Raw genomic sequence first — 20,597 nt, forward strand, 5'->3', positions numbered from 1 at the left:
CATGTGCGCACCGGACATTCCCGATCCGCCAGACCCCAAGGAAACGTCAGCTGCACAGACCGGCACCAACGTCGCAACGGCGATTGCGAACGCATGGCTGGGCAATGTCAATAAAGTCGGGCCGGACGGGACGACGACGACCAACCAGAGCGGCACACAGAAGCTCTACGACCCGTATACCAAGCAGTCGTATGACGTTCCGACGTTCACACAGACCGTTACGCTCTCTCCCGAGCAACAGGCGATCTATGACAAGCAGAGCGCGGCCAAGGGCAATCTTGCAGACCTCGCGTCACAGCAGTCGGGCTTCCTGAAGGACTACATGGCGAAGCCTGTGGACCTCAACAATGAGGCCACGGAAGCGCGCTTGATGGAGTTGGGCCGGCAACGCCTTGATCCGGCATTCCAGCAGCGTCAGGACCAGCTTATCACCCGCTTGGCAAACCAGGGTATCGGCGCGGGGTCGGAAGCCTACGACCGTGAAATGGAGCGTTTCAGCCAGCAGCAGAACGATGCCTACAACTCGCTTCTGCTTCAGGGCAGGGGGCAGGCTGTGCAGGAGGCGCTTACCGAGCGCAACCAGCCGATCAATGAAATCACGGCGCTGCTTTCTGGTTCTCAGGTGTCCATGCCGCAGTTCACCAACAACGCCATGCCGCAGATTCCGACCACGGACAACGCCGGCATTATCAATGCGAACTACGATCAGCAGGTGAACAAGGCGATGACAGAGTACCAGGCCAACCAGGGCATTCTTGGCGGTCTGTTCGGCTTGGGTGGAAAGATCATCGGTCTATCCGATGAGCGCCAGAAAACCGACATTCATCGTGTCGGCTCACTCGACAATGGCTTGGGGGTCTACTCCTACCGCTATAGCGAGGGCGGGCCGGTCCAGATCGGTGTCATGGCTCAAGAGGTCGAGCGTGTGAACTCGGAGGCTGTCACCGAGATTGGCGGCGTCAAGATCGTCAACTACGAACTGGCGGTGGCGTGATGGCTATTCCTTCCTTCATCTTCGGCGGCGATACCGGCGAGACGCCAGATAGCATCAAGCGCAAGCGCGAAATGGTGCAGGCTCTCATGTCTTCACAACGCGCGCCGCGTAACGTTGGCGAGGGCCTGAGCGCCCTTGGCGATGGCATTGTTTCGGCGGTGCTCGATAGCAGGGCAAATGCCGGCGAGAAGGCAGGACAGGAAAGCGCCAACGCTGCGTTTGGGAACATCGCTGGCGCAATGGCTGGGCCGAGCGCTTTCCCGGCTGCTCCGGGCGCATCATCGGCTTCCATCGTCCCGCAGACGGCAAACGCTCAGGCCATCCGCGCAGGGTTGATTGAACGCGGCCTGCCTGAGCATGTCGCTGATGGCTTCCTGATGAACTTTCAGGACGAAAGCGGGCTCAATCCGGGCATCAATGAAAAGGCTCCGCTTGTTCCGGGTTCGCGTGGAGGTTTTGGCCTCTATCAGCTTACCGGACCGCGCCGTGTCGCCTACGAGAGGTTCGCAGCCGATAGGGGCGTTGCACCATCCGACACCGACGCACAGCTAGATTTCCTGATGACCGAATTGCAGGGGCCGGAAGCGAAGGCGGCGCAGTCCATCCTTGCGTCGAAGGATGCCGGTTCGGCAGCAACGGCTATCGCGAGGGATTTCTTGCGGCCCGCCAAGCAGCATCTCGACAGCCGCGTCGCTCGCTACATACAGGGGGCGGGAAGCGCTGATCCGGTGCAAGTGGCATCTCTTGATCAGTCAGTAGGGCTTCCAGAGGCTCCGTCGCCTCGGCAGAACGTCGTGAACGCTATCCAGCAGGCTGCATCACCGCAGCAACAGGCAAATCCGCAGATTGCGCAGGCGCTCGTCGGTGGCGACAAACTGCCAGTCACGGCAGGTGGCACAGGCGGAGCTATCGAGTATGGCCCGCAAGGTGGCCCGTCCGTCCAGATGCTCATGAATGCCGCCGGAAATCAGTTCCTCAACGACAACCAGCGCAGCATCGTCAATGCGCTGATAGGGCAGCAGGTCGAAGCATCAGATCCGATGCGTCAACTTCAGATGCGCAAGCTTCAGCAAGATTTGAATGCCGCACCGGAGCGTAAGACGGTCACCATCAACGGCAGGCTGGTGGATGCGCAGACTGGTCAGGAGATCGCAAACTTCCCTGAAGAAGCGAAGAAGCCTTCTGCCGTGCAGGAATACGAATATGCCCAAACACAGGGCTTCCCCGGCACGTTCCAGGATTGGGAGGCGTCCAAGAAGGGAGGCATGAGCCTTACGGTCGATCCAGCAACAGGGCAGGTGTCATTCCAGCAAGGCAACAACATCAAGCCGATGACAGAAGGCCAGAGCAAGGACACCACGTATGCGGTGCGAGCGGAAGGTGCTTTGCCGCTAATCGACAAGTTTGGGGATGCTCTCACCAGCCTGCCGGAAAGCGCGGCTGGTTCGCTCCCCGGCGGCGTCGGCAATTACCTTCAATCGCCGGAATATCAACAGGCGCAGCAGGCCAGCAAAGAGTTCTTGCAGGCCATCCTGCGCAAGGACACCGGCGCTGCGATCACCAAGGAAGAGACTGAGGAATATGGCAGCGTCTATCTGCCACGCCCCGGCGATAGCGCAGAAGTGCTTGCTCAGAAGAAGGTATCCCGCGCTCGCGCGCTCGAAGCCCTAAAGGCTGGTATGACACCGCAGGCCATTCTCGCGCAGGAAAAGGCGCTGGAGAAGTCAAAGGCCGCTGCCAAGAAGCCAACTGTCATTGACGGCTACACGATCGAGGAAGTCGAATAATGGCGACGTTCCAGATTACGGGACCGAACGGCAAGAAGTATCGCGTGCAGGGTGAAAACCCATCAGGCGCGATGGCTGCGCTCAAGAAGATGATTGGTGAAGATACGTCGGCAGCCGTCGATCCCGAAACCAATCAACCGACTGGCGTTCCTGAGTATGTTCCGCCCGGTGTTGAAGGCTATGACCCCAAGACCGGCGAGGTCACCCATAAGTATGGCATGGGGGAAAGCGCGGCTTTTGGCGCTTCTGACACGGCCACCTTCGGGTTTGGTGACGAACTCGCTTCCTATGTCGGCAGCGGGTTGACTGGCGTTCCTCGCGAGCAGGTATTGCGTGAGATGCGCGGCGACCAGAAGGCAGCGCAGGAGCAGAATCCCGGTTCCTATCTCACAGGCCAAATCGCCGGCGGCGTTGCTCAAGGTGTCGCCACCGCACCTCTAACTGCTTCTGCAAGGGTCGCAGGATCAACGCTTGTCCCGCGCGTCCTCGCGGGAATGGCGGATGGTGCTGTTGCAGGTGGCATTTATGGTGCAGGAAGCGGCGAAACGGCAAAAGACCGTGCCATCCAGGCAGGCGGCAACGCAATGATTGGCGGGTTTGCAGGCGGAGCATTCCCGCTCGTGTCTGCCGGCGCTTCAAAGCTTTTCGAGGTAGGCCGCAATGCGCTGGCCGCTCGTCCTATCTCTCGACAGGCGGGCACATCGCCGGAAGCCTTGCGCCTGCTTGGCAGCGTCATGGATGCCGATGGCTCGCTTGGTGCGACAGGACAGGCGAATATGGCGCGCGCTGGTTCCGAGGCCATGCTAGCTGATGCTGGTCCGAATGCTCGCGCCGTCCTCGACACTGCCATACAGCGCGGGGGACCGGGGGCCGTTGACGCCCGTAATGCAATCGCTGGAAGGACAGACAGGGCCGCGACCGCGATCACCAGCGCCTTGGATAACACGCTAGGGCAGCCGCAGGGCGTTACCGCTGCACGTTCGGCAATCCATCAAGGCACGGCGGCCGCGCGCGGGAGCGCCTATGATGACGCATACAGGGCTGTGATCGATTATGCTGCGCCCGAAGGCATGGCGCTGGAAAAGCTCATCAAGGGCCGCGTTCCCGGCAGTGTCATTGCTGATGCAAATGCGCTCATGCGCCTCAACGGCGAGCAATCGGCGCAGATATTCGCCAAGGTGGCTGATGATGGCTCAGTGGCATTCGAACGATTGCCTGATGTTCGCCAGATCGATTACATCACGCGCGCGCTCAATCAGGCGGCGCAGTCTGGCGATGGCGCTGGTGTTCTTGGAGGCCAGACACCCAAGGGGAGGGCATACCAGAACCTTGCGGGCGAAATCCGCGATACTTTGAAGGGCCTTGTCCCCGAATATGGCAAGGCGCTGGAAACCGCCGCTGATCCGATCCGGCGTTCTCAGGCCGTGGAATTGGGTTCCAAGCTTCTGTCGCCGTCAATGACACGCGATCAGGTCGATGAGGCTGTGCGGGGCATGACTGGGCCAGAACGCGATGCTTTGGCTCAGGGCGTCCGCTCTCGCCTTGATGACCTGATGGCGAATGTCACGCGCACGGTGCAGGACGATGACACAGGTGCGAGGGAAGCCATCAAGGCAATCAAAGACCTGTCCAGCCGCGCCAACCGTGAAAAACTTACCGCTGCCATCGGCGAGCAGAAGGCCAATGCGCTGTTTGATGAGATTGATCGCGCCGCGACATCCTTCAATTTGCGCGCCTCGGTCACTGAAAACAGCAAGACGTTCGCTCGGCAGGCCACGGAGCGCCGCATTGGCGACCTGACGGGGCCGGGGGCTATCGGTAAGGCCGCGCAGGGTGAGCCTTTGCAGGCCTCAAAGCGCATTGTGCAGGCGCTTACCGGAATGACGCCCGAAAAAGTGCGGGGCAAAGAGGACGCGGTATATTCCGAGATAGCGCGCTTGCTCACGCGACAGGGCGGCGCGGGGCAACAGGTTTATGACGCTATCGGCAAAATCGGCCAGACGGACCAAGCGACAGCCCTTATGAGGGATCGGATTGCCCGCGCTTTGCTTGGGCCGCAGTTCTCCTATCCAGCCACAGTGCTAGCAGCAGACAAAATGCCATACCAGGGACGCAAATAGCAGCGAGGCCTAGAAGGCCAAGCCTGTCAGCGTTTGAATGCAGCAGATAAGCGCCGCCACCACAAACGAAAAGCGCGACCACTATGCCGAAAATCGCTGCCTGATGCTTCACCGTCATGCATCACTCGCTGACAACAGACCTACACCGACCAAGAACGCGACAAGGCCTACGGGAATATAGGAGAGTATCGTGTGTAGCCCAAACCATTCGGTTGGGTATCGCGCCCATGGCACATCCAGATAACGGGCGGCAACATCAATGAACGACAGGGATGTCCACGTTCCGTCCTGAAGATACCAAAAACATTGAAGCCCACCAATTGCCAAGCCGCCCAACATTAGCGCCCCGCCGAGCAAAAATGTCAGAAGCGCACCGAACGCATCACTATTCATAGATCGTCCAAATCCCTGCCTCTTTCGTCCCCAGCTATCGAAAATGCTCGCAATTTTCAGGAGTTGCAAGCCGATGCCCCGCAACGGATCAGGTATTTATAGCCTTCCAGCACAATATCTGGCTGAGACAGGCCAGACCATCGAGGCGGTGCAGCACAACACCCCCTTTGAAGACCTTGCTGCTGACGCCAATGGAACAAGGCCAGTTTCGGCGGGGGGTACAGGTGAATCTACAGCGGCAGCCGCACGGCAAGCGTTGGGGGCCGGGGCAACTGCCGGTGTCGTAGACAAGGCCGCCGGAACATACTCGGCAGTCAAGGCCGACCACAACTACACATGGCGAGCTACTGGAGCGGTTACCGTAAATCTCACGGCAGCGGCTACCCTAACCGCTGGCTGGTGCATGTGGGTGAAGGGCGATGGCGGGGCAATTACCGTCGATCCTAACGGCTCGGAACAGATAAATGGGGCTACGACGATCTCAGTTCCGGACGGGTCGTCTGCCTTGATTATGTGCACCGGATCGGCATTCCGGGCGACTTCCTTCGCTTCCGCCGCTCTTGCCATTGAGGCGATTGTCCACGCCGCATCATCCAAGGCCACCCCCGTCGATGCCGATGAAACAATGCTGGCGGATAGCGCGGCATCATGGGGCCTCAAAAAGCTCACATGGGCAAATATCAAAGCCACGCTGAAAACCTACTTCGACGCGCTCTATTACATAGTCGGCGGCACTGATGTTGCCGTTGCAGACGGTGGCACAGGGCGTTCGTCCCACACTGCCTATGCGGTGCTTTGCGGTGGAACGACAACGACAGCAGCTCAACAGTCGATAGCAAGTGTCGGCTCGTCCGGTCAGGTGCTTACGTCGAATGGCGCGGGCGCGCTGCCGACATTCCAAGACGTTCCGGTTGATTACGGTGCGGGCAGCGCAGCCATCGCAGCCAACGCTGTCGGGGCCTACACGCTGGCCAAGAAAAGCACGTCCGGCGCGCTGGCAACGGGTAGCACCATCGCAGGGTCCTCAATCGTCAACGGTATTTTCGCCACCAATGGCACGTGGACGGACGGCTCCGCACTGTCTGGAACGTGGACGCTCATGTCTGGCGCGATGTCCACACTAAACCAGATTGGCATCTTCAAGAGGGCGTCCTGATGATCGAGTTTCGCAACCCGGCTTATAACGCTGCCGGCACCATCGACGTTGAAATCAACCATCCTGATTTCGGCTGGATACCATTCACGGCTTCACCTGACGACAGCACGGAATACGGCCCTGCGATCTATGCTGAAGCCATTCAGGGTGACGTGGCTGAGTATGTGCCGCCGGCTCCCCTCACCCCCGACCGCGTGACGGCCAGACAATTCAAGCTACATCTTCTACAGGCGGGCTTGCTGGCATCAGTCGAAGGCTGGATCGCAACACAGTCTCAGGCCGTCCAGATCGCCTACAACAACAGCGGCACCTTCGTCCGTGACGAACCCATGATGCAGGCGGGCTTTACCGCGCTCGGCTTCACGCCAGAGCAGATCGACGCCTTCTTCACGGCTGCGGCTGAGATTTAGGAGGCCGCGATGAAACTCATCTCAAACTGGCGGGCCGTGCTGAAGCACGCATGGTCCGTGCGGCTGCTTCTGCTTGCTGGGGTCCTGTCCGGGCTGGAAGTGGCGCTGCCCTTGCTCGATGGCATCCTGCCCGTACCGCCCGCGACATTCGCCGTTCTGTCCGGCCTGTGCGTCTGCATGGCCTTCATTGCCAGGCTGGTGGCTCAGGAGAAGGTGTCCGGCCATGACGAGTAGACTGAAGAAGGGCGGCGCTGCGCTGGTGGCCGCCGTCTCTCTGATTGGCGGCTATGAGGGCCTTCGCCTCTACAGCTATCAGGACGTGATTGGCGTCTGGACCGCATGCTATGGTGAGACCAAGGGTATCCGTTCCGGCATGAAATTCACCAAGGCCGAATGCGACGAGATGTTCGCCAAGCGCCTTGTCGAGTTCGAAACCGGCATGCGGGCATGTCTCAAGCAGCCGGACGCGGTGCCGATCAAGCCCTACATCGCGTTCCTGTCCCTGACCTACAACATCGGCGTTGGCGGCTTCTGCAAGTCGTCTGTGGCGGCATTTGCCAATGCCGGTGACTACCGCGCGGCCTGCAATCGCATCCCGGCCTTCAACAAGGCTGGCGGGCGCGTCATTCGTGGCCTCGTTATCCGCCGCACAGATGAACAGAAATATTGCCTGGCAGGGCTGTGATGGGTATCCGCGCCTACATCGCCCTTGCAGTGCTGCTGGCGTTCATGGGGCTGGGCGGCGTTGCCCTCTACTACCGTGCAGAGGCAGCAGACGCAGCCAAGGAAGCGCAGCAGGCGATATCCGACCGAGATACCGCCATTGCAGCCAACAAGGCTCAGGAAGCCACGATAGGGCGGCTGCGGGCATCTGCCGAGGCCAATGACAAGATCCTTTCCAAGATGGCCGACGACCTTGCCGGCATCCACAATGCCGCTCAGGAAACGAACGACGAGATTGGGAAGCTGCGCGATGAAAATCAGGAAGTCCGCGATTATTTGGGCGTGTCTGTGCCCGATAGCGTCAAGCGGGTGCTCGACCGCTAAGCCCACGGTCGTAACGGCACCTGTCGTCATCCGCGAGAGCGTTCCCGCTGCTTTGCTGCGTCCATGCCCGCCAAAGCAGCGAAAGCCGCTGGTGACCACGGCAGACGTTGTTTCGAGGCTCACATACACCGAAGCGGCTTTATCGACGTGCGCCGCTCAGATCGACGGAATACGGCAATGGAACGCAGGCCAAGAATAGCAACCTTCATCCTCATAGCGGCGTTTCTGATCTGCGCCGCTGTTACGATCTATCTTTCATTCTAGCAGTGCAGGGGCCGGGGAAATTGGACAAGGCAAATGAGATGGACGAGAGCGCCATACCCGTCAACAGAATGGTGGAGTTGCCCGAGGAAACCCGGCAATTCCTCGCTGGTCTCAGTCGTGACGATGTTGCGACGTTGAGAACCGGCCTGCCCATCATCAAGGCCATTGTCGGCTTCGGCAAGGTCACCAAGTGGCTGGCAATCGCCTCACTCGGCATTCTTGGCGGTATCGTCATGTTCGGCGAAAGCGTGTCGAAGATCGTCAGTTGGTTCCGGCAGTGACCATATTCCCGCAGCAATACGGTCGCCTCTATGTCCTAAAACCCCAATCCGCGCAGAACTCGCTTGCTTGGCATATTCTCTCCCCACCGCCACCATTGCCACCAACGCGGTGGTGTATAGCCCATGGACCTGAGCGCATTAATCGCGGCTTCCTCAGATTCCTCTAGGGATGGGTAGTACTTGCTTTCGAACGCGAGCCTATGGCCCGGAGCCGGGAACCAGACATGCCCTTGAGCATGGGCCGTGTTTCCTCCTGCCAGGATTTCGTTCAGTCGGCCATTGTCCACCCGCTGGTTCCAATCTTCCATTCGATAGCGTTGGCTCGTCTCGCTCATCTCTATCTCCTATAGTGGGGAGGGGCGGTCAGGCGTCATTCAGCGATCTGAAGAATGTTGATGCCCGGTCGTATCTCCCTAGTTGAAATAATCCAGTCCTCGCGGCTTCGGTAGCCACTTCCTGCATCGCGACAGTCGCAAGCATTCTCCAATAATCACGCATGTCTTCGGGGTCTTGCCCACTGGCGGTATCCAAGTGGCTCTTAGCATTCCAATCCTCACCCGCCGCATCGCACATTGATTGCGCCGTGCGTTCGATCATGTTGGGCTTGCTCATCTGCCTTCACCTTCTGGAACAGGGCGGAACGGGGAGAGAACAGGCTGTGGGCATCAACGTTCCGCCAAATACTTTCGCGCCGACGCCGAAAGGTGAATTGGATTGAACCCAGTAAGATCAACGCCATCATTAATGGCAAAATCCCCACGGATTATCCGCTCCACATAGACGCGGGCCTGCTTGGCTGTGACTTCATCGTCAAAGAGCCCAAGATGGATCCGCCGGCTGCCATCAACGCGCATGGTAACGCGATAATGCCCCTGTTGTCTGCCGAGCGAGCGCCTGCGCTGGTTCCACATGTTTTGCTGTTGGGTAACAACCCGCAGGTTCGCGCGGGCATTGTTCAATCCATTGCCGTCGATGTGGTCAACCACCAACCCTTTTGGTGCGCTCATTAACAGGCGGTGCAGATAAACTCTCTCTCCGTTTAGCCTCCCCTGAACGTATCGTGTCGAGTATCGTGTCTGCACACCCCAAGACACGGCAGAGAATAAAGCCAAGTCATCATCGTCAATGGTGATTACGGCGTCGGGGGCAGTGGCGAGCAGTATTCTCATCGGCTTATCCTATAACAACAAGAACAGGAAGAGAACAAACTGTGGAAGATTCTGTGGCGAATTCGTGCCACACACTTGCGCGCGGCCCTGCATTCCCCTGCATGGCTCTAGCCCAAGGTGCTGGTTTTCCTACTTGTTTTTCTTGGGTTTTTGCCATTTCGCAACCTTTCAATCGCCCGATTTCCGGGCGATTGCAAGGTGTGCAGGTGAGGTAGCAGCTACGCTATCGGACCAGTATGTTGCGGAACTGCCACGGGTTCTTGTGGTCGATGTCTTCCGGAAACAAGCCAGGGCGATTATCGAGCGGGGTCCAGTCCGTGTAGTAGCCCTTCATCGGGCCAAGGTAAGCGGACTGGATTTCAAGGCAACGCTGGTAGTCCATTTCATCGGCTTCGACGATGCCAGCTTCAGGGTGCTCCAGCGCCCAAACCATGCCCGCAAGCACAGCCGAGGTGACCTGAAGGCCGGTGGCGTTCTGATATGGCGCCAGCTTGCGCGCCTCGGCCAACGACAATTGGGAGCCGTACCAGTAGGCGTTCTTGTCGTGGCCGTAGAGCAGCACGCCGAGTTCGTCGGAGCCGTCTACCAATTCGTCCTCGTCGAGGACGTGGTGCACGGTTTGCGGCTTGCCGGCTGCGCCGAACATTTCGTGCATCGACAGGACTGCGTCATTGCAAGGGTGATAGGCGTAGTGGCAGGTGGGACGGTAGTGCACCTTGCCCTTCTTGCCGCGCACGGTGAAGAAGTCGGCGATCGAGATCGCTTCGTTGTGGGTTACCAGAAACCCGTATTGCGGGCCGGGCGTGGGGCACCATGTGCGGACGCGGGTGTTGGCGCCCGGCTGTTCGAGATAGATGCCGGCCTTGCAGCCGCTCTTATGCTCCTTGGCGTTTTTGGGCATCCACTTCTCATGCGTGCCCCAGCCAAGTTCCGCCGGCTGAAGACCCTCCGAGATGAAGCCTTCTACCGACCAAGTGTTCCAGAAAACGTCGAGCGGCTTCGGGTTCTTGGCGCGTTGGGTGTCGCGCTCGGCAATGTGGATGCCCTTGACGCCGGCTTGCTGCATCAGCTCGGCCCAGCCTTCGCGATCATGCTGGTCAGGCCGGGTGAAATCCAGGCCGAGATCGGTGGCGAGGTTGACGAGCGCCTGCTTGACGAACCACGACACCATGCCGGGATTGGCCCCGCAAGTGGACACGGCGGTGGTGCCGCCCGGATGCTTGTTTTTTTCCTTTAACAGCGATTCACGCAAGGCGTAGTTGGTGCGTGAGGCGTTATCGGCTTCGGTGTCGAAGTAGAAGCCGAGCCAAGGTTCGATCACGGTATCGACGTAGAGGACGCCGAGTTCGCGGCAGAGCCGCATTAGATCGACGGAGCCGGTGTCGACCGACAGGTTGACGCAGAAGCCTTGCCCGCCGCCCTTGGTCAGCAGAGGGGTTAGCAGTTCCTTGTAGTTCTTCTTCGTCACCGCTTCCTGCACGAAGGCAATCTTGCGCTCGTCGAGCAGTTTGCGGTTGGCGTCATCCGGATCGATGACGGTCATGCGCGATTTGTCGAATTTGAAATGACGCTCGATGAGCGGCAACGTTCCGCGTCCGATCGAGCCAAAGCCGATCATGACAATGGGACCTGTTATCTCACCGTGGACCGGCCACTTTTCATTCGCCATTCTTTTGCAAACTCCATTCGCTTGAAAATGTTACCAAGGGCACTGCCCGCAAGCGGCGCGCTAAACCATAGTTTAACGTCATATACTAGTGCGATTGAGGCGGGACGGAAGCTCCGCCTATTTCGGCTGCCGTCTAATTCATTGTAATAAATGAGCTTTATTCATTCCGGCCGCCTGCCGGAATCATGTCTATTCGACGATTATTCCGGGGAACGGGCAGGCTGGCATCAAAGGCCGGCTATTTGCTCCAGCATGGCTATGAGCCGGTCGCGGTCGCCGGTCAGGCCCTTGTAGTCAAGCTGCGCCTCATCCAGCACCGCCAGTTGCGAGGCAAATGAGGTGGCAATCCGCTTGCGATCTTCATGGCGCGAGAGAACGGCCAGCGGGTCGAGAAAGATGCGGATCGTGAAAAGGATATCGCCCGAAACGGGCAGCTTTCTCAGCGTTTGGCGTTCGACCCGGATGAAGGCGCTGGCGTTGATATTCTGATCATTGAACCGGGAAGGGCGCATGGTGGCGCGGTCGATGCGCTGCTCGTCAGATAGCGGATGGTAGAGGGCATCGCCGGCCTGGATCGACCAGTTGTAGCGCTCCACGGGCAGTTCGACAGCAAGGTTGTCGAAGATGCGTTCGATCATGCCGGCCATGCGCGTGCCGGGGCCGAAAGCCGGCACCGGGATGTGGATGTCCTGCATCGTCTTGCCGAATTTTTCGGTGAGCGACCATGACGACGGGAAGCACAACGCGCCTGCGACAAGCCGCCAGCCTGCCGCGCTCTTGCGCATCAGGATCAGGTCTTCCTGCACCAGCAAAGAGGCAATGTGGAGCGGCGGCAGATTGGCGTCGATTGCGGGCTGCCCGGGAACGGTTAGCTGCGCGCCTTCGAGGCTGTAGCGCTGTGGGTAGCGGACAGGCAGGTGGTCGGCCAGAAGGGAGAGCACTTCCGCTTGCGCGGCTTTCGTGCCCGCTTCCTCGACAAATACCCGTGGGCCATGTTCCGCATGAATGCGTCGCTTTTCGGCGAGGTGGAAAGCGAAAGTGTCGTCGATCTCGATCCATTCATTGAGGTCGAGCGGCTTTAGCCCAATGGCAAACAGCTTGGACGAGCCATCATAGGGAGTGTGGGCGGGAGTGGGTGCCAAGGCGGATCCGGCTGTTGTTGAGCGCCATGTCGATAGCAAGGGGAACGCCCTGCTGCAATTTATGACGCTTGGGCCAGTTCGGCAGGGATCAGGCCACGCAAAGAATTGCCGACGAAGATCGCCTTGGCATCGGCCAGCGCCTCATAGGGGATGACGGCTTCGACGGCGCGTCCCTGTTCAAGCAGTTCTTCGCGCAGGATGCCCGGCAGGAGGCCGCAGTCGAGACGTGGGGTTGCAAGCGAGCCGTTACCGAAATCCACGAACAGATTGGTGATGGTGCCCTCGCAGGCTTCGCCGCGCTCGTTCATCAGCAAGACTTCGTCGGCCTGCGTGGCGAGATGTTCGGCGCGGGCGCGAACGTAGATTTGGCGGCGCGTGGTTTTGTAGCCGAGCAGCATGTCGCTGGAATCGAGCCGCGTGCGGGCAAAGCGCAAGCGCCAGACCTTATCTGCGGCCAATGGCGTAAAGGTCTGAGCCGTGGCGTCGGCCGTTCCATCCCTGGTCAGAACCAGCCGCACGCGCTGGGCAGACTGGGCGGTTGCGACGACCCTGCCCAGCGCCTGGCCGACATCGTCGGGATTGCATGAGAAGCCGAGCGCCGAGGCCGAATTGTAGAGACGGGCAAGGTGCCGCTCCATCCGGACGAAGCCGGCGTCCGGTTGCCAGCGCAGCGTTTCGATCAGGTCGAAGCCGGCGGCACTCCCGTCGCGAAGCGCGCTTTCAGCAGACACTCCTTGTACTCCTCCTCCGCAGTGGAATCGAAGACGACGCCACCGCCGACATTGTAGACGGCTTCGCCGTTCGGGTAGAGCGATATGGTGCGGATGGCGACGGAGAAGCGCATCGTGCCATCGGGCGCGACCCAGCCGATGGCGCCGCAATAGACATCGCGCGGCCCGCTTTCCAGGTCGTGCAGAACCTCCATCGCCCGGATCTTGGGTGCGCCGGTGATCGAGCCGCAGGGAAACAGCGCGGCGAAAATCTGGCGGATGGAGAGGTCGGGCAGGAGTTTTGCCTGCACGCGGCTCACCATCTGGTGCACGGTTGGATAGCTTTCGATGCGGAAGAGTTCCGGCACGTTGAGGCTGCCGACTTCACTGATGAGCGAAATGTCGTTGCGCAACAGGTCGACGATCATCCGGTTCTCGGCCTGGTTCTTTTCGTCGTTGCGCAGGAATTCCTTCAGCCTGCGGTCTTCTTGCGGGGTCGCGCCGCGCGGCGCTGTACCCTTCATCGGGTGCGTTTCGATGGTTCCGTCTCGGGAAACCTCGAAGAAAAGTTCCGGCGAGCGCGACAGGACGACCGGGCCGTCGCCGAGCGAAATAAGCGCGCCGTAGCGGACGGGCTGGCGCTCAGTCAGGGCGTCGAAGGCGGCCAGCGGGGTGCCGGACCAGTGGGCGTCAACCTGGAAGGTGAGGTTGCCCTGGTAGCAGTCGCCTTCGCGGATATGGCGGTGCAGGCGGTTGAACCTGGGCTTGTAGTCATCGAACGACCAACTTGCGCGGGCATCGAAGATCGGACCGTTGGTGGCTGGGCTGCCTTGCGCTGCCGGCAGGCGTTCCGAGGGGTGGTCGAACACGCCGAGGCAAAAGAGCGGTGCGCGCCGACCCTTGGGCAAGAGTGGTACGAGCTTGGGTTCGAGCAGGTAACCGGCTTCATAGGAGAAATAGCCGGCGAGCCATTTGCCCGCTTCGTGGGCCTTTTGCACTTCGGCCCATGCCGCTTCGAACTCATGTGCCTCGGTTGGCGCGATGAGGGCCGTGGGCTGTTCGAACAAGACCTCGCGTCCGGCAAGGTCGTCACGAAACAGGGCGAAGGGCGAGTTAAGCACTTGGGAGCACCAGCCGATATTGCCGGGAAAAGCCGTTCCTTAGTCCAGCGCTTCCAGTTCGTCGATAAGGTTGCTGATGACGCCAAGCCCGATCTGCCAGAAAGTGGGGTCGGTGGCGTCGAGCCCGAAGGGCTTCAGCAATTCCGAATGGTGCTTGGTGCCACCTGCGCGCAGCATGTCGAAATACTTGTCCTGGAAGCCGCGTTCGGCGTTTTGATAGACCGCGTAAAGCGAGTTCACGAGGCAATCGCCGAAGGCGTAGGCATAGACGTAGAACGGCGAGTGGATGAAGTGCGGAATGTAGGTCCAGAAGGTCTCGTAGCCTTCACGCAGCCTGATTGCCGGACCGAGGCTCTCGGCCTGAACCTCAAGCCAGAACTTGCCAAGCTGGTCGGAGGTGAGTTCGCCGTTTTTGCGCTCGGCGTGGACCTTGCGTTCGAACTCATAGAACGCGATCTGGCGCACGACCGTGTTGATCATGTCCTCGACCTTCTGGGCCAGCATCGCCTTGCGTTCGCGGCGGTCGCTTGTCTGGTCGAGCAGTGAGCGGAAGGTGAGCATTTCACCGAAGACGGATGCCGTTTCGGCAAGCGTCAATGGCGTCGAGGCCATCAGCGTACCCTGGCCGCCTGCAAGCACCTGATGCACGCCGTGGCCCAGTTCGTGGGCCAAAGTCATCACGTCGCGCGGCTTGCCCATGTAATTGAGCAATACGTAGGGATGGACAGACGGCACAGTCGGATGAGCGAAGGCGCCGGGCGACTTGCCCGGCCTAACCGGCGCGTCGATCCAGTTGCGATCGAAGAAAGTGCGGGCGATATCGGCCATCTGCGGCGAGAAGCGATTGTAGGCGGTGAGTACCGTGTCTTTCGCATCGCTCCATTCGATCGTGGCTTGCGGGGTCTCCGGCAAGGGCGCGTTGCGATCCCAATGGTTCATCACCTCCATGCCAAGCCAGCGCGCCTTCATGGCGTAGTAGCGGTGCGACAGGCGCGGATAAGCGTCGCGCACGGCACTGGCCAACGCATCCACCACCTCGCGCTCGACGCGATTGGCCAGATGGCGTGAATCGGCGATGTCGACGAAACCGCGCCAGCGATCGGAAATTTCCTTGTCCTTGGACAGCGTGTTGGTGATCAGCGTGAAGGTGCGAAGGTTCTTCGAAAAGGTCGCGGCAAGCGCTTCCGATGCCCTGCGACGGACTTCGCCGTCCGCATTCTGGAGCCGGTTCAGCGTGGGCTCCAGGGTTAGCGCTTCGCCATCGATGTCGAAGCGCAAATCCGTCATCGTCTCGTCGAACAAGCGGTTCCATGCACCGCGTCCCGTAATCGACTTCTCGTGGAAGAGCTGTTCGACGCGGTCTTCGAGCTGAAACGGCTTGTCTTTCCTGAGATCGAGAATCCACGGCTTGTAGTGGTCGAAAGCGGCGTCCGTCGCCAGCGCCTTCTCGAGCACGGCATCGTCGATCTGGTTCAGTTCCAGGGCGAAGAACAAAAGATGCGCGCTTGCATCGGTCATCTTTTCCTGGATGTCGCCATAAAGCTTGGCGCGTTTCGGATCAGATGTATCTCCGGCATAGACCAGCCCGGCATATGAGACGATACGGCCAACCAGGTCTTCCAGCGCCTCGTATTCGCGCATCGTCTGGCCGAGCTTGCCCTTGCCTTCGCGCCCTGCCTCGGCGGCCAGAGTGCCCTTCCAACGGGTCTCGAAGGCAACCGCGTCGGCTGCGGCCTTTTCCAGGTCGCGCTTCAGTTCGGGCGCGTCCATGCCAGAGTAGAGATCGGACAGATTCCATTCGGGGAGATCGCCCATATCGGTACTTGCCTGTCCGGCGGAGGCCGCCGCGAATTGTCGATCCGAACCCGTGCGCATCGCAATGCCTTTCGAAATGGGCTGAATGCCGGTCAAATCCTAAGGATTTCGTTCACCGGCTTTTTTGAAACCTTATTTAGAACCCTGTGCCAAGATGATCCATAGGGGAGAATCCAAGGGCGGATAGTTTCGGGCACTCATGGCAGGTTCCATTCTTATAGTCGATGACGATCCGGTGCAGCGCAGGCTGCTCAAGGCTGCTGTGGTGAAATTCGGCCACACCGCAATCATTGCGGACAGCGGCGAAGCAGGCCTTCAGGTAATGGATGGGCCGAATCCGCGCGATATCTCGGTCGTCATCCTCGACCTGTCTATGCCGGGTCTCGATGGCATCGGCGTGCTGAAAGCCATGCGCGAGCGGGGCATCGCCATTCCCGTTATCGTCCAGACTGCACAAGGCGGCATCGAAACCGTCGTGCTAGCCATGCGCCACGGCGCTTTTGATTTCGTGGTCAAGCCTGCTTCTCCTGACCGGTTGCAAACGTCCATTGCCAATGCGCTCAAGGTTGAGGCCGTCGAGGGAGAGGTTAAGCGCAGCGCGCGGCGTAGTAGCGGCTCGCTTACGTTCAAGGATCTCGTCACACATAGCCCCACGATGGAACGCGTCATCAGGCTGGGGCAGAAGGCAGCCGCGTCGCACATCCCGATATTGATCGAGGGCGAATCCGGCGTCGGCAAGGAACTGGTGGCGCGCGCCATACAGGGTACGAGCGACCGCCGTTCGCGGCCGTTCGTTACCGTCAACTGCGGTGCGATCCCTGACAACCTTGTCGAGAGCATCCTGTTCGGCCACGAGAAGGGCTCGTTCACCGGTGCGACCGAAAGGCACACCGGCAAGTTCGTCGAGGCGCATAGCGGCACGTTGTTCCTCGATGAAATCGGCGACCTGCCGCTTGACGTCCAGGTGAAACTCCTGCGCGCCGTTCAGGACGGGGAGGTCGATCCGGTCGGCGGGCGCGCCACCGTCAAGGTCGATATCCGGCTCATCTCTGCGACCCACCGGAACCTCTTGCAACAGGTCAAGGACGGCAAGTTCCGCGAGGACCTTTTCTATCGCCTGAACGTCTATCCGATTTTCGTGCCGCCGCTCAGGGACCGCAAGGAAGACATTCCGTTGCTGGTCGAGCATTTCATGGAGAAGGTGGCACCAGCCGATCCCAGAAAGCGCCTGCGCGGCATTTCCAGAAACGCGTTTGCGCTGCTGCAGGCCTATGACTGGCCGGGCAATATCAGGCAGTTGGAAAACGCTGTCTTCCGCGCTTCCGTGTTGTGTGAAGACGACGTGCTGACGGAAGAGGAATTTCCCCAGATCCGCGCGCAGGTTGAAGGAACGGTCAATCTCGATCGCCCCCTTGCCGGAACCAAAGCCGATGATTTTTCGGCAGACGACGAACCCTTGCGCGCGCCGGTTGTCGCTGTAGACGAGGACAGGTTATCGGAGCGCGGGCAGAGCGGGTTTGGACTGCTGCAGGTGTTGGATGAGCGTGGCAATGTGCGCCCGCTGGCATCGGTCGAACTTGAGATGATCAAGTTCGCCATCGACCACTATAATGGCCAGATGAGCGAAGTCGCGCGCCGACTCGGTATCGGTCGGTCGACCCTCTACCGCAAGCTCAAGGAATATGGCATCGACCCCGAAACCGGGCGCCCCGAGCGCATGGCCTCATAGCATAGAGCGCTTGCCAGAAGTTAGCTTTTCGCATTAAGACCCTGTTAACGCGCCTTAAACGGCTGGTTTACCAAGAAAACGGGTGGGCATTTTTTGCCGGGATATCGCCACGGTGTTACCGCATTTCGACTTCAATAAGCGATGATTAACCATTAGGATCGATATTCGGATGTGAATTCTCCACATCCGTTTGCGCAAATCCGGGGACAAACGGCAGCCTGCAAGGCCTTTTGATTTGAACAGAATCGAACGACAAAAAAACGGGCGGCAATCTCACAACGTCTGGTCAAAGTGGCTGGCGGCGGTGGCTTTGGCCGTAGGTGTTCTCTCAGCTTCGGCAACGACCGCAAGTGCGGAAGTCCGGACCTTGAAGCTGTTCAATCTGCATACGAAGGAGAAGGCGGAAATCGTCTTCAAGCGTAACGGCAGATACGATCAGTCCGGCCTGCGCGAGGCGAATGTGTTCTTGCGCGACTGGCGTCGCAACGAGCCGACCAAGATGGATCCGCGCCTGCTCGATCTCGTCTGGGAGGCATATCGCGCCAGCGGATCGAACGGCTACATCAACGTAATTTGCGGATATCGCGCCCCTGCGACGAACTCGATGCTGCGCACGCGCAGCCGTGGCGTTGCCAAGAAGAGCCAGCATATGCTCGGCAAGGCGATGGATTTCTACATCCCGGGCGTGCCGCTGAAGAAGCTGCGCGACATCGGTTTGAAGATGCAGGGTGGTGGCGTTGGCTACTATCCGACTTCAGGCTCGCCTTTTGTTCATATGGACGTCGGCAACGTTCGCCATTGGCCGGGCATCAGCCGGCAGGAACTCGCAAGGGTTTTCCCGAATGGCAAGACCCTGCATGTTCCAAGCGACGGCAAGCCATTGCCGGGGTATGAGCAGGCGCTTGCAGCCTACAAATCCCGCAAGAGCTCCGGTAGCCCGGCTATTGCCCTGGCAAGTGCCGGCGGTTCGAGCAGCAGCAAATCCGGCGGCCTTCTGGCTGCATTCTTCGGCGGCGGTGCCGACGAGGAAGAGGATAACAGCGATGTTGTAGTGGCTGCGGCCCCGGCACCCAAGAAGACTGTAGCGCCGGCCGCCGCTGAGAAGAGCCTTCCAGGCATCGCGATTGTGTCGCCGAAGGATGCGCAACGTACCGAAGTCCCTCAGCTTGCAGAGGAAGAAGCGGCTCCGTCGCAGGAAACGCCTGAAACGATCATTGCAGCCTTGCCGGCACGCAGCGTTCCGCTGCCGGGATTTGCGCCGCGGCCCAAGGCTGATGTAGGTGCCGCGACACTGGGCAACGTGCCGTTTGGTGCGGCTGATGCTGGCGCGGTGCAGACGGCTGGGCTTGATCAGGCGCCAGCGGATGCTCCCTTTGCTGCTGCACAGGCCACCGCTAGCGTGGAGCAATTGGCGTCGAGCGATATGATCGCTGGTAAGGTGCCTTTGCCGACATGGCGCCCGGAACATGGCATGCCTTCCGTGGCGCCGCAGCCGGACAAAGGATCGACGCTGTTGGCACTGGCAGACAACGGCCAGCAAGACGCGACTGCCACGGATGCTTTCTCGGCGATTCCGTCGGCGCGTCCTGACGATGAAGTCAAGGCTTTGCTCGAGCAGACGGCCGCCGATGAGTATCAGGTTGCGGCGGTATCGCTGGAGCGTTCGGCTTTCAACAATCCCGCTGTCGACCAGGCTTCGCCGAGGACTGCCGCGATTGCAACGCCTACGGACCCGACAGGTGCGATTGGCGGTAACGTCAAGACGACTCGTAAGGAATCGCGCGCTACAGCGCAGGATCTCAAGCCGGAGCCTAAGACCGTCGTCATCGCGGCGGAGCCGAAGCTCGCTCGCTGGGCGCTGCACAGCAACGACTATGTGGCCAAGGCGTCAGAATCCACTACAGCTCCGCGCTATGCCTACAATCTGGTCCGCACCGCCCCAACTGAGGTCTATACCAACGGCTTCCAGTCCGGCGACGAAATGAACAATGCCAACCGGTTTACGGGAACCGCCGTAAAGTTCCTGTCGGTGGCGCGCTTCCAGGCCAAGTAGGTTTCGGCCAGCTTCAATCAAAAAGCCGCGCCTGGTGACAGGCGCGGCTTTTTTGTATTTGAAAATTGCAGACCGTTGAGTTGGGCTACTTTCGCAGCGCCGCCGCCTCGCGGGCCAGGGATTCTATGCGGGACCAATCGCCTGCCCTGACGAGATCGTCGGGAGCGACCCAGGAACCACCCACGCAAACCACATTCGGCAGACTTAGATAGTCCTTGGCATTGGCAGCGCTGACGCCACCGGTGGGGCAGAATCTCACATCGGCAATCGGAGACGCCAAAGCCTTCAGGAATGCAGCGCCACCGGCCTGCTCGGCCGGGAAGAATTTCAGGAAATCAAGGCCGGCCTGCCTGGCCGTCATGATTTCACCGGGCGTGATTGCGCCTGGAAGGAACGGAACCTCGCTGTCGTCTGCCGATATCAACAATTCACGCGTGATGCCGGGACTGACGATGAATTTCGAGCCGGCGGAAACCGCATCCTTGAACTGCTGCCTGTCGAGGATGGTGCCCGCGCCGACAATGGCTTCCTCGACCTCCGCGGCCACCCGGCGAATGGCTTCCAGCGCATCGGCCGTCCTCAACGTGATCTCGATTGCCGGCAGACCGCCGCGCGCCAAAGCCCGAGCCAATGGCACGGCGTGGACTATGTCGGCGATCTTCAATACGGGAATGACAGGCTGGCCATTGAGCAGGGCGAGCAGCTTTTCGGTCTTCGTCGACATGGTGAGCTTTCGG

The 20,597-nt window shown here is 59.8% G+C and carries 21 protein-coding genes; 12 read left to right on the top strand and 9 right to left on the bottom strand.

Annotated elements, in window-relative coordinates; all coding sequences use genetic code 11:
* Window position 1 precedes the first annotated feature (1 nt).
* From ACODTY_RS06375 to ACODTY_RS06420, 10 genes are all read left to right on the top strand, one after another.
* Window positions 2-994 carry a tail fiber domain-containing protein gene (locus ACODTY_RS06375; RefSeq protein WP_488993452.1) on the top strand — a complete coding sequence of 331 codons (993 nt, stop codon included), beginning with the start codon at window positions 2-4 and terminating at the stop codon, window positions 992-994.
* Window positions 994-2,781 (top strand): phage tail tip lysozyme, encoded by a 1,788-nt coding sequence (locus tag ACODTY_RS06380; protein WP_488993453.1) that lies wholly within the window; start codon window positions 994-996, stop codon window positions 2,779-2,781. Before ACODTY_RS06375 ends, ACODTY_RS06380 begins: the two co-directional genes overlap by 1 nt.
* A complete protein-coding gene (locus ACODTY_RS06385; RefSeq protein ID WP_488993454.1) occupies window positions 2,781-4,901 on the top strand; it encodes a hypothetical protein in 2,121 nt (706 codons plus the stop codon). The genes ACODTY_RS06380 and ACODTY_RS06385 overlap by 1 nt, the downstream gene beginning before the upstream one ends.
* Window positions 4,902-5,367: 466 nt before the next feature.
* Window positions 5,368-6,450, top strand: coding sequence for a hypothetical protein (locus ACODTY_RS06390; protein WP_488993455.1), 1,083 nt, complete (start codon window positions 5,368-5,370; stop codon window positions 6,448-6,450).
* Window positions 6,450-6,860, top strand: coding sequence for a hypothetical protein (locus ACODTY_RS06395; RefSeq protein ID WP_488993456.1), 411 nt, complete (start codon window positions 6,450-6,452; stop codon window positions 6,858-6,860). Before ACODTY_RS06390 ends, ACODTY_RS06395 begins: the two co-directional genes overlap by 1 nt.
* Window positions 6,861-6,869: 9 nt before the next feature.
* Window positions 6,870-7,094 carry a DUF7940 domain-containing protein gene (locus ACODTY_RS06400; protein ID WP_488993457.1) on the top strand — a complete coding sequence of 75 codons (225 nt, stop codon included), beginning with the start codon at window positions 6,870-6,872 and terminating at the stop codon, window positions 7,092-7,094.
* On the top strand, window positions 7,084-7,545 hold the full coding sequence (locus ACODTY_RS06405) for a lysozyme (protein ID WP_488993458.1): 462 nt from the start codon (window positions 7,084-7,086) through the stop codon (window positions 7,543-7,545). Before ACODTY_RS06400 ends, ACODTY_RS06405 begins: the two co-directional genes overlap by 11 nt.
* Window positions 7,545-7,907: a hypothetical protein gene (locus ACODTY_RS06410; protein ID WP_488993459.1), complete on the top strand. Its 363-nt coding sequence runs from the start codon at window positions 7,545-7,547 to the stop codon at window positions 7,905-7,907. The genes ACODTY_RS06405 and ACODTY_RS06410 overlap by 1 nt, the downstream gene beginning before the upstream one ends.
* Window positions 7,834-8,106, top strand: a complete 273-nt coding sequence (gene lysC, locus ACODTY_RS06415; protein WP_488993460.1) for an Rz1-like lysis system protein LysC — start codon at window positions 7,834-7,836, stop codon at window positions 8,104-8,106. Before ACODTY_RS06410 ends, lysC begins: the two co-directional genes overlap by 74 nt.
* 85 nt (window positions 8,107-8,191) lie before the next feature.
* On the top strand, window positions 8,192-8,452 hold the full coding sequence (locus tag ACODTY_RS06420) for a hypothetical protein (protein ID WP_488993461.1): 261 nt from the start codon (window positions 8,192-8,194) through the stop codon (window positions 8,450-8,452).
* 35 nt (window positions 8,453-8,487) lie between these two features.
* On the opposite strand, the gene ACODTY_RS06425 is transcribed toward ACODTY_RS06420, so the two are convergent.
* From ACODTY_RS06425 to ACODTY_RS06460, 8 genes are all read right to left on the bottom strand, one after another.
* Window positions 8,488-8,787 (bottom strand): hypothetical protein, encoded by a 300-nt coding sequence (locus ACODTY_RS06425; RefSeq protein ID WP_488993462.1) that lies wholly within the window; start codon window positions 8,785-8,787, stop codon window positions 8,488-8,490.
* 28 nt (window positions 8,788-8,815) lie between these two features.
* On the bottom strand, window positions 8,816-9,064 hold the full coding sequence (locus ACODTY_RS06430) for a hypothetical protein (protein WP_488993463.1): 249 nt from the start codon (window positions 9,062-9,064) through the stop codon (window positions 8,816-8,818).
* Between the two features lie 53 nt (window positions 9,065-9,117).
* The gene (locus tag ACODTY_RS06435) at window positions 9,118-9,621 is read right to left on the bottom strand and encodes an HNH endonuclease signature motif containing protein (RefSeq protein WP_488993464.1); all 504 of its coding nucleotides are present in this window, start codon (window positions 9,619-9,621) and stop codon (window positions 9,118-9,120) included.
* Between the two features lie 223 nt (window positions 9,622-9,844).
* Window positions 9,845-11,290, bottom strand: a complete 1,446-nt coding sequence (locus ACODTY_RS06440) for a homospermidine synthase (RefSeq protein WP_488993465.1) — start codon at window positions 11,288-11,290, stop codon at window positions 9,845-9,847.
* Window positions 11,291-11,517: 227 nt separating this feature from the next.
* Window positions 11,518-12,432 carry a heme-dependent oxidative N-demethylase family protein gene (locus ACODTY_RS06445; RefSeq protein ID WP_488993466.1) on the bottom strand — a complete coding sequence of 305 codons (915 nt, stop codon included), beginning with the start codon at window positions 12,430-12,432 and terminating at the stop codon, window positions 11,518-11,520.
* Window positions 12,433-12,491: 59 nt separating this feature from the next.
* Entirely contained in the window at window positions 12,492-13,163 is a 672-nt protein-coding gene (locus tag ACODTY_RS06450; RefSeq protein ID WP_488993467.1) for an aminotransferase class IV family protein, read from the bottom strand.
* Window positions 13,112-14,263, bottom strand: a complete 1,152-nt coding sequence (locus ACODTY_RS06455; RefSeq protein ID WP_488993468.1) for an aminodeoxychorismate synthase component I — start codon at window positions 14,261-14,263, stop codon at window positions 13,112-13,114. Before ACODTY_RS06455 ends, ACODTY_RS06450 begins: the two co-directional genes overlap by 52 nt.
* Before the next feature lie 39 nt (window positions 14,264-14,302).
* The gene (locus ACODTY_RS06460; RefSeq protein WP_488993469.1) at window positions 14,303-16,078 is read right to left on the bottom strand and encodes a M3 family oligoendopeptidase; all 1,776 of its coding nucleotides are present in this window, start codon (window positions 16,076-16,078) and stop codon (window positions 14,303-14,305) included.
* A 199-nt stretch (window positions 16,079-16,277) separates the two neighbouring features.
* Between ACODTY_RS06460 and ACODTY_RS06465 the strand changes: the two genes are divergently transcribed.
* Window positions 16,278-17,807: a sigma-54-dependent transcriptional regulator gene (locus ACODTY_RS06465; protein WP_488993470.1), complete on the top strand. Its 1,530-nt coding sequence runs from the start codon at window positions 16,278-16,280 to the stop codon at window positions 17,805-17,807.
* Between the two features lie 304 nt (window positions 17,808-18,111).
* Window positions 18,112-19,860 (top strand): peptidoglycan L,D-endopeptidase MepK, encoded by a 1,749-nt coding sequence (locus ACODTY_RS06470; RefSeq protein ID WP_488993471.1) that lies wholly within the window; start codon window positions 18,112-18,114, stop codon window positions 19,858-19,860.
* Window positions 19,861-19,945: 85 nt separating this feature from the next.
* On the opposite strand, the gene ACODTY_RS06475 is transcribed toward ACODTY_RS06470, so the two are convergent.
* Complete coding sequence (locus ACODTY_RS06475) at window positions 19,946-20,584, bottom strand: 2-dehydro-3-deoxy-phosphogluconate aldolase (RefSeq protein ID WP_488993472.1); 639 nt, start codon at window positions 20,582-20,584, stop codon at window positions 19,946-19,948.
* Between the last annotated feature and the right edge of the window lie 13 nt (window positions 20,585-20,597).

It is taken from the genome of Mesorhizobium sp. FG116, from assembly GCF_057809835.1.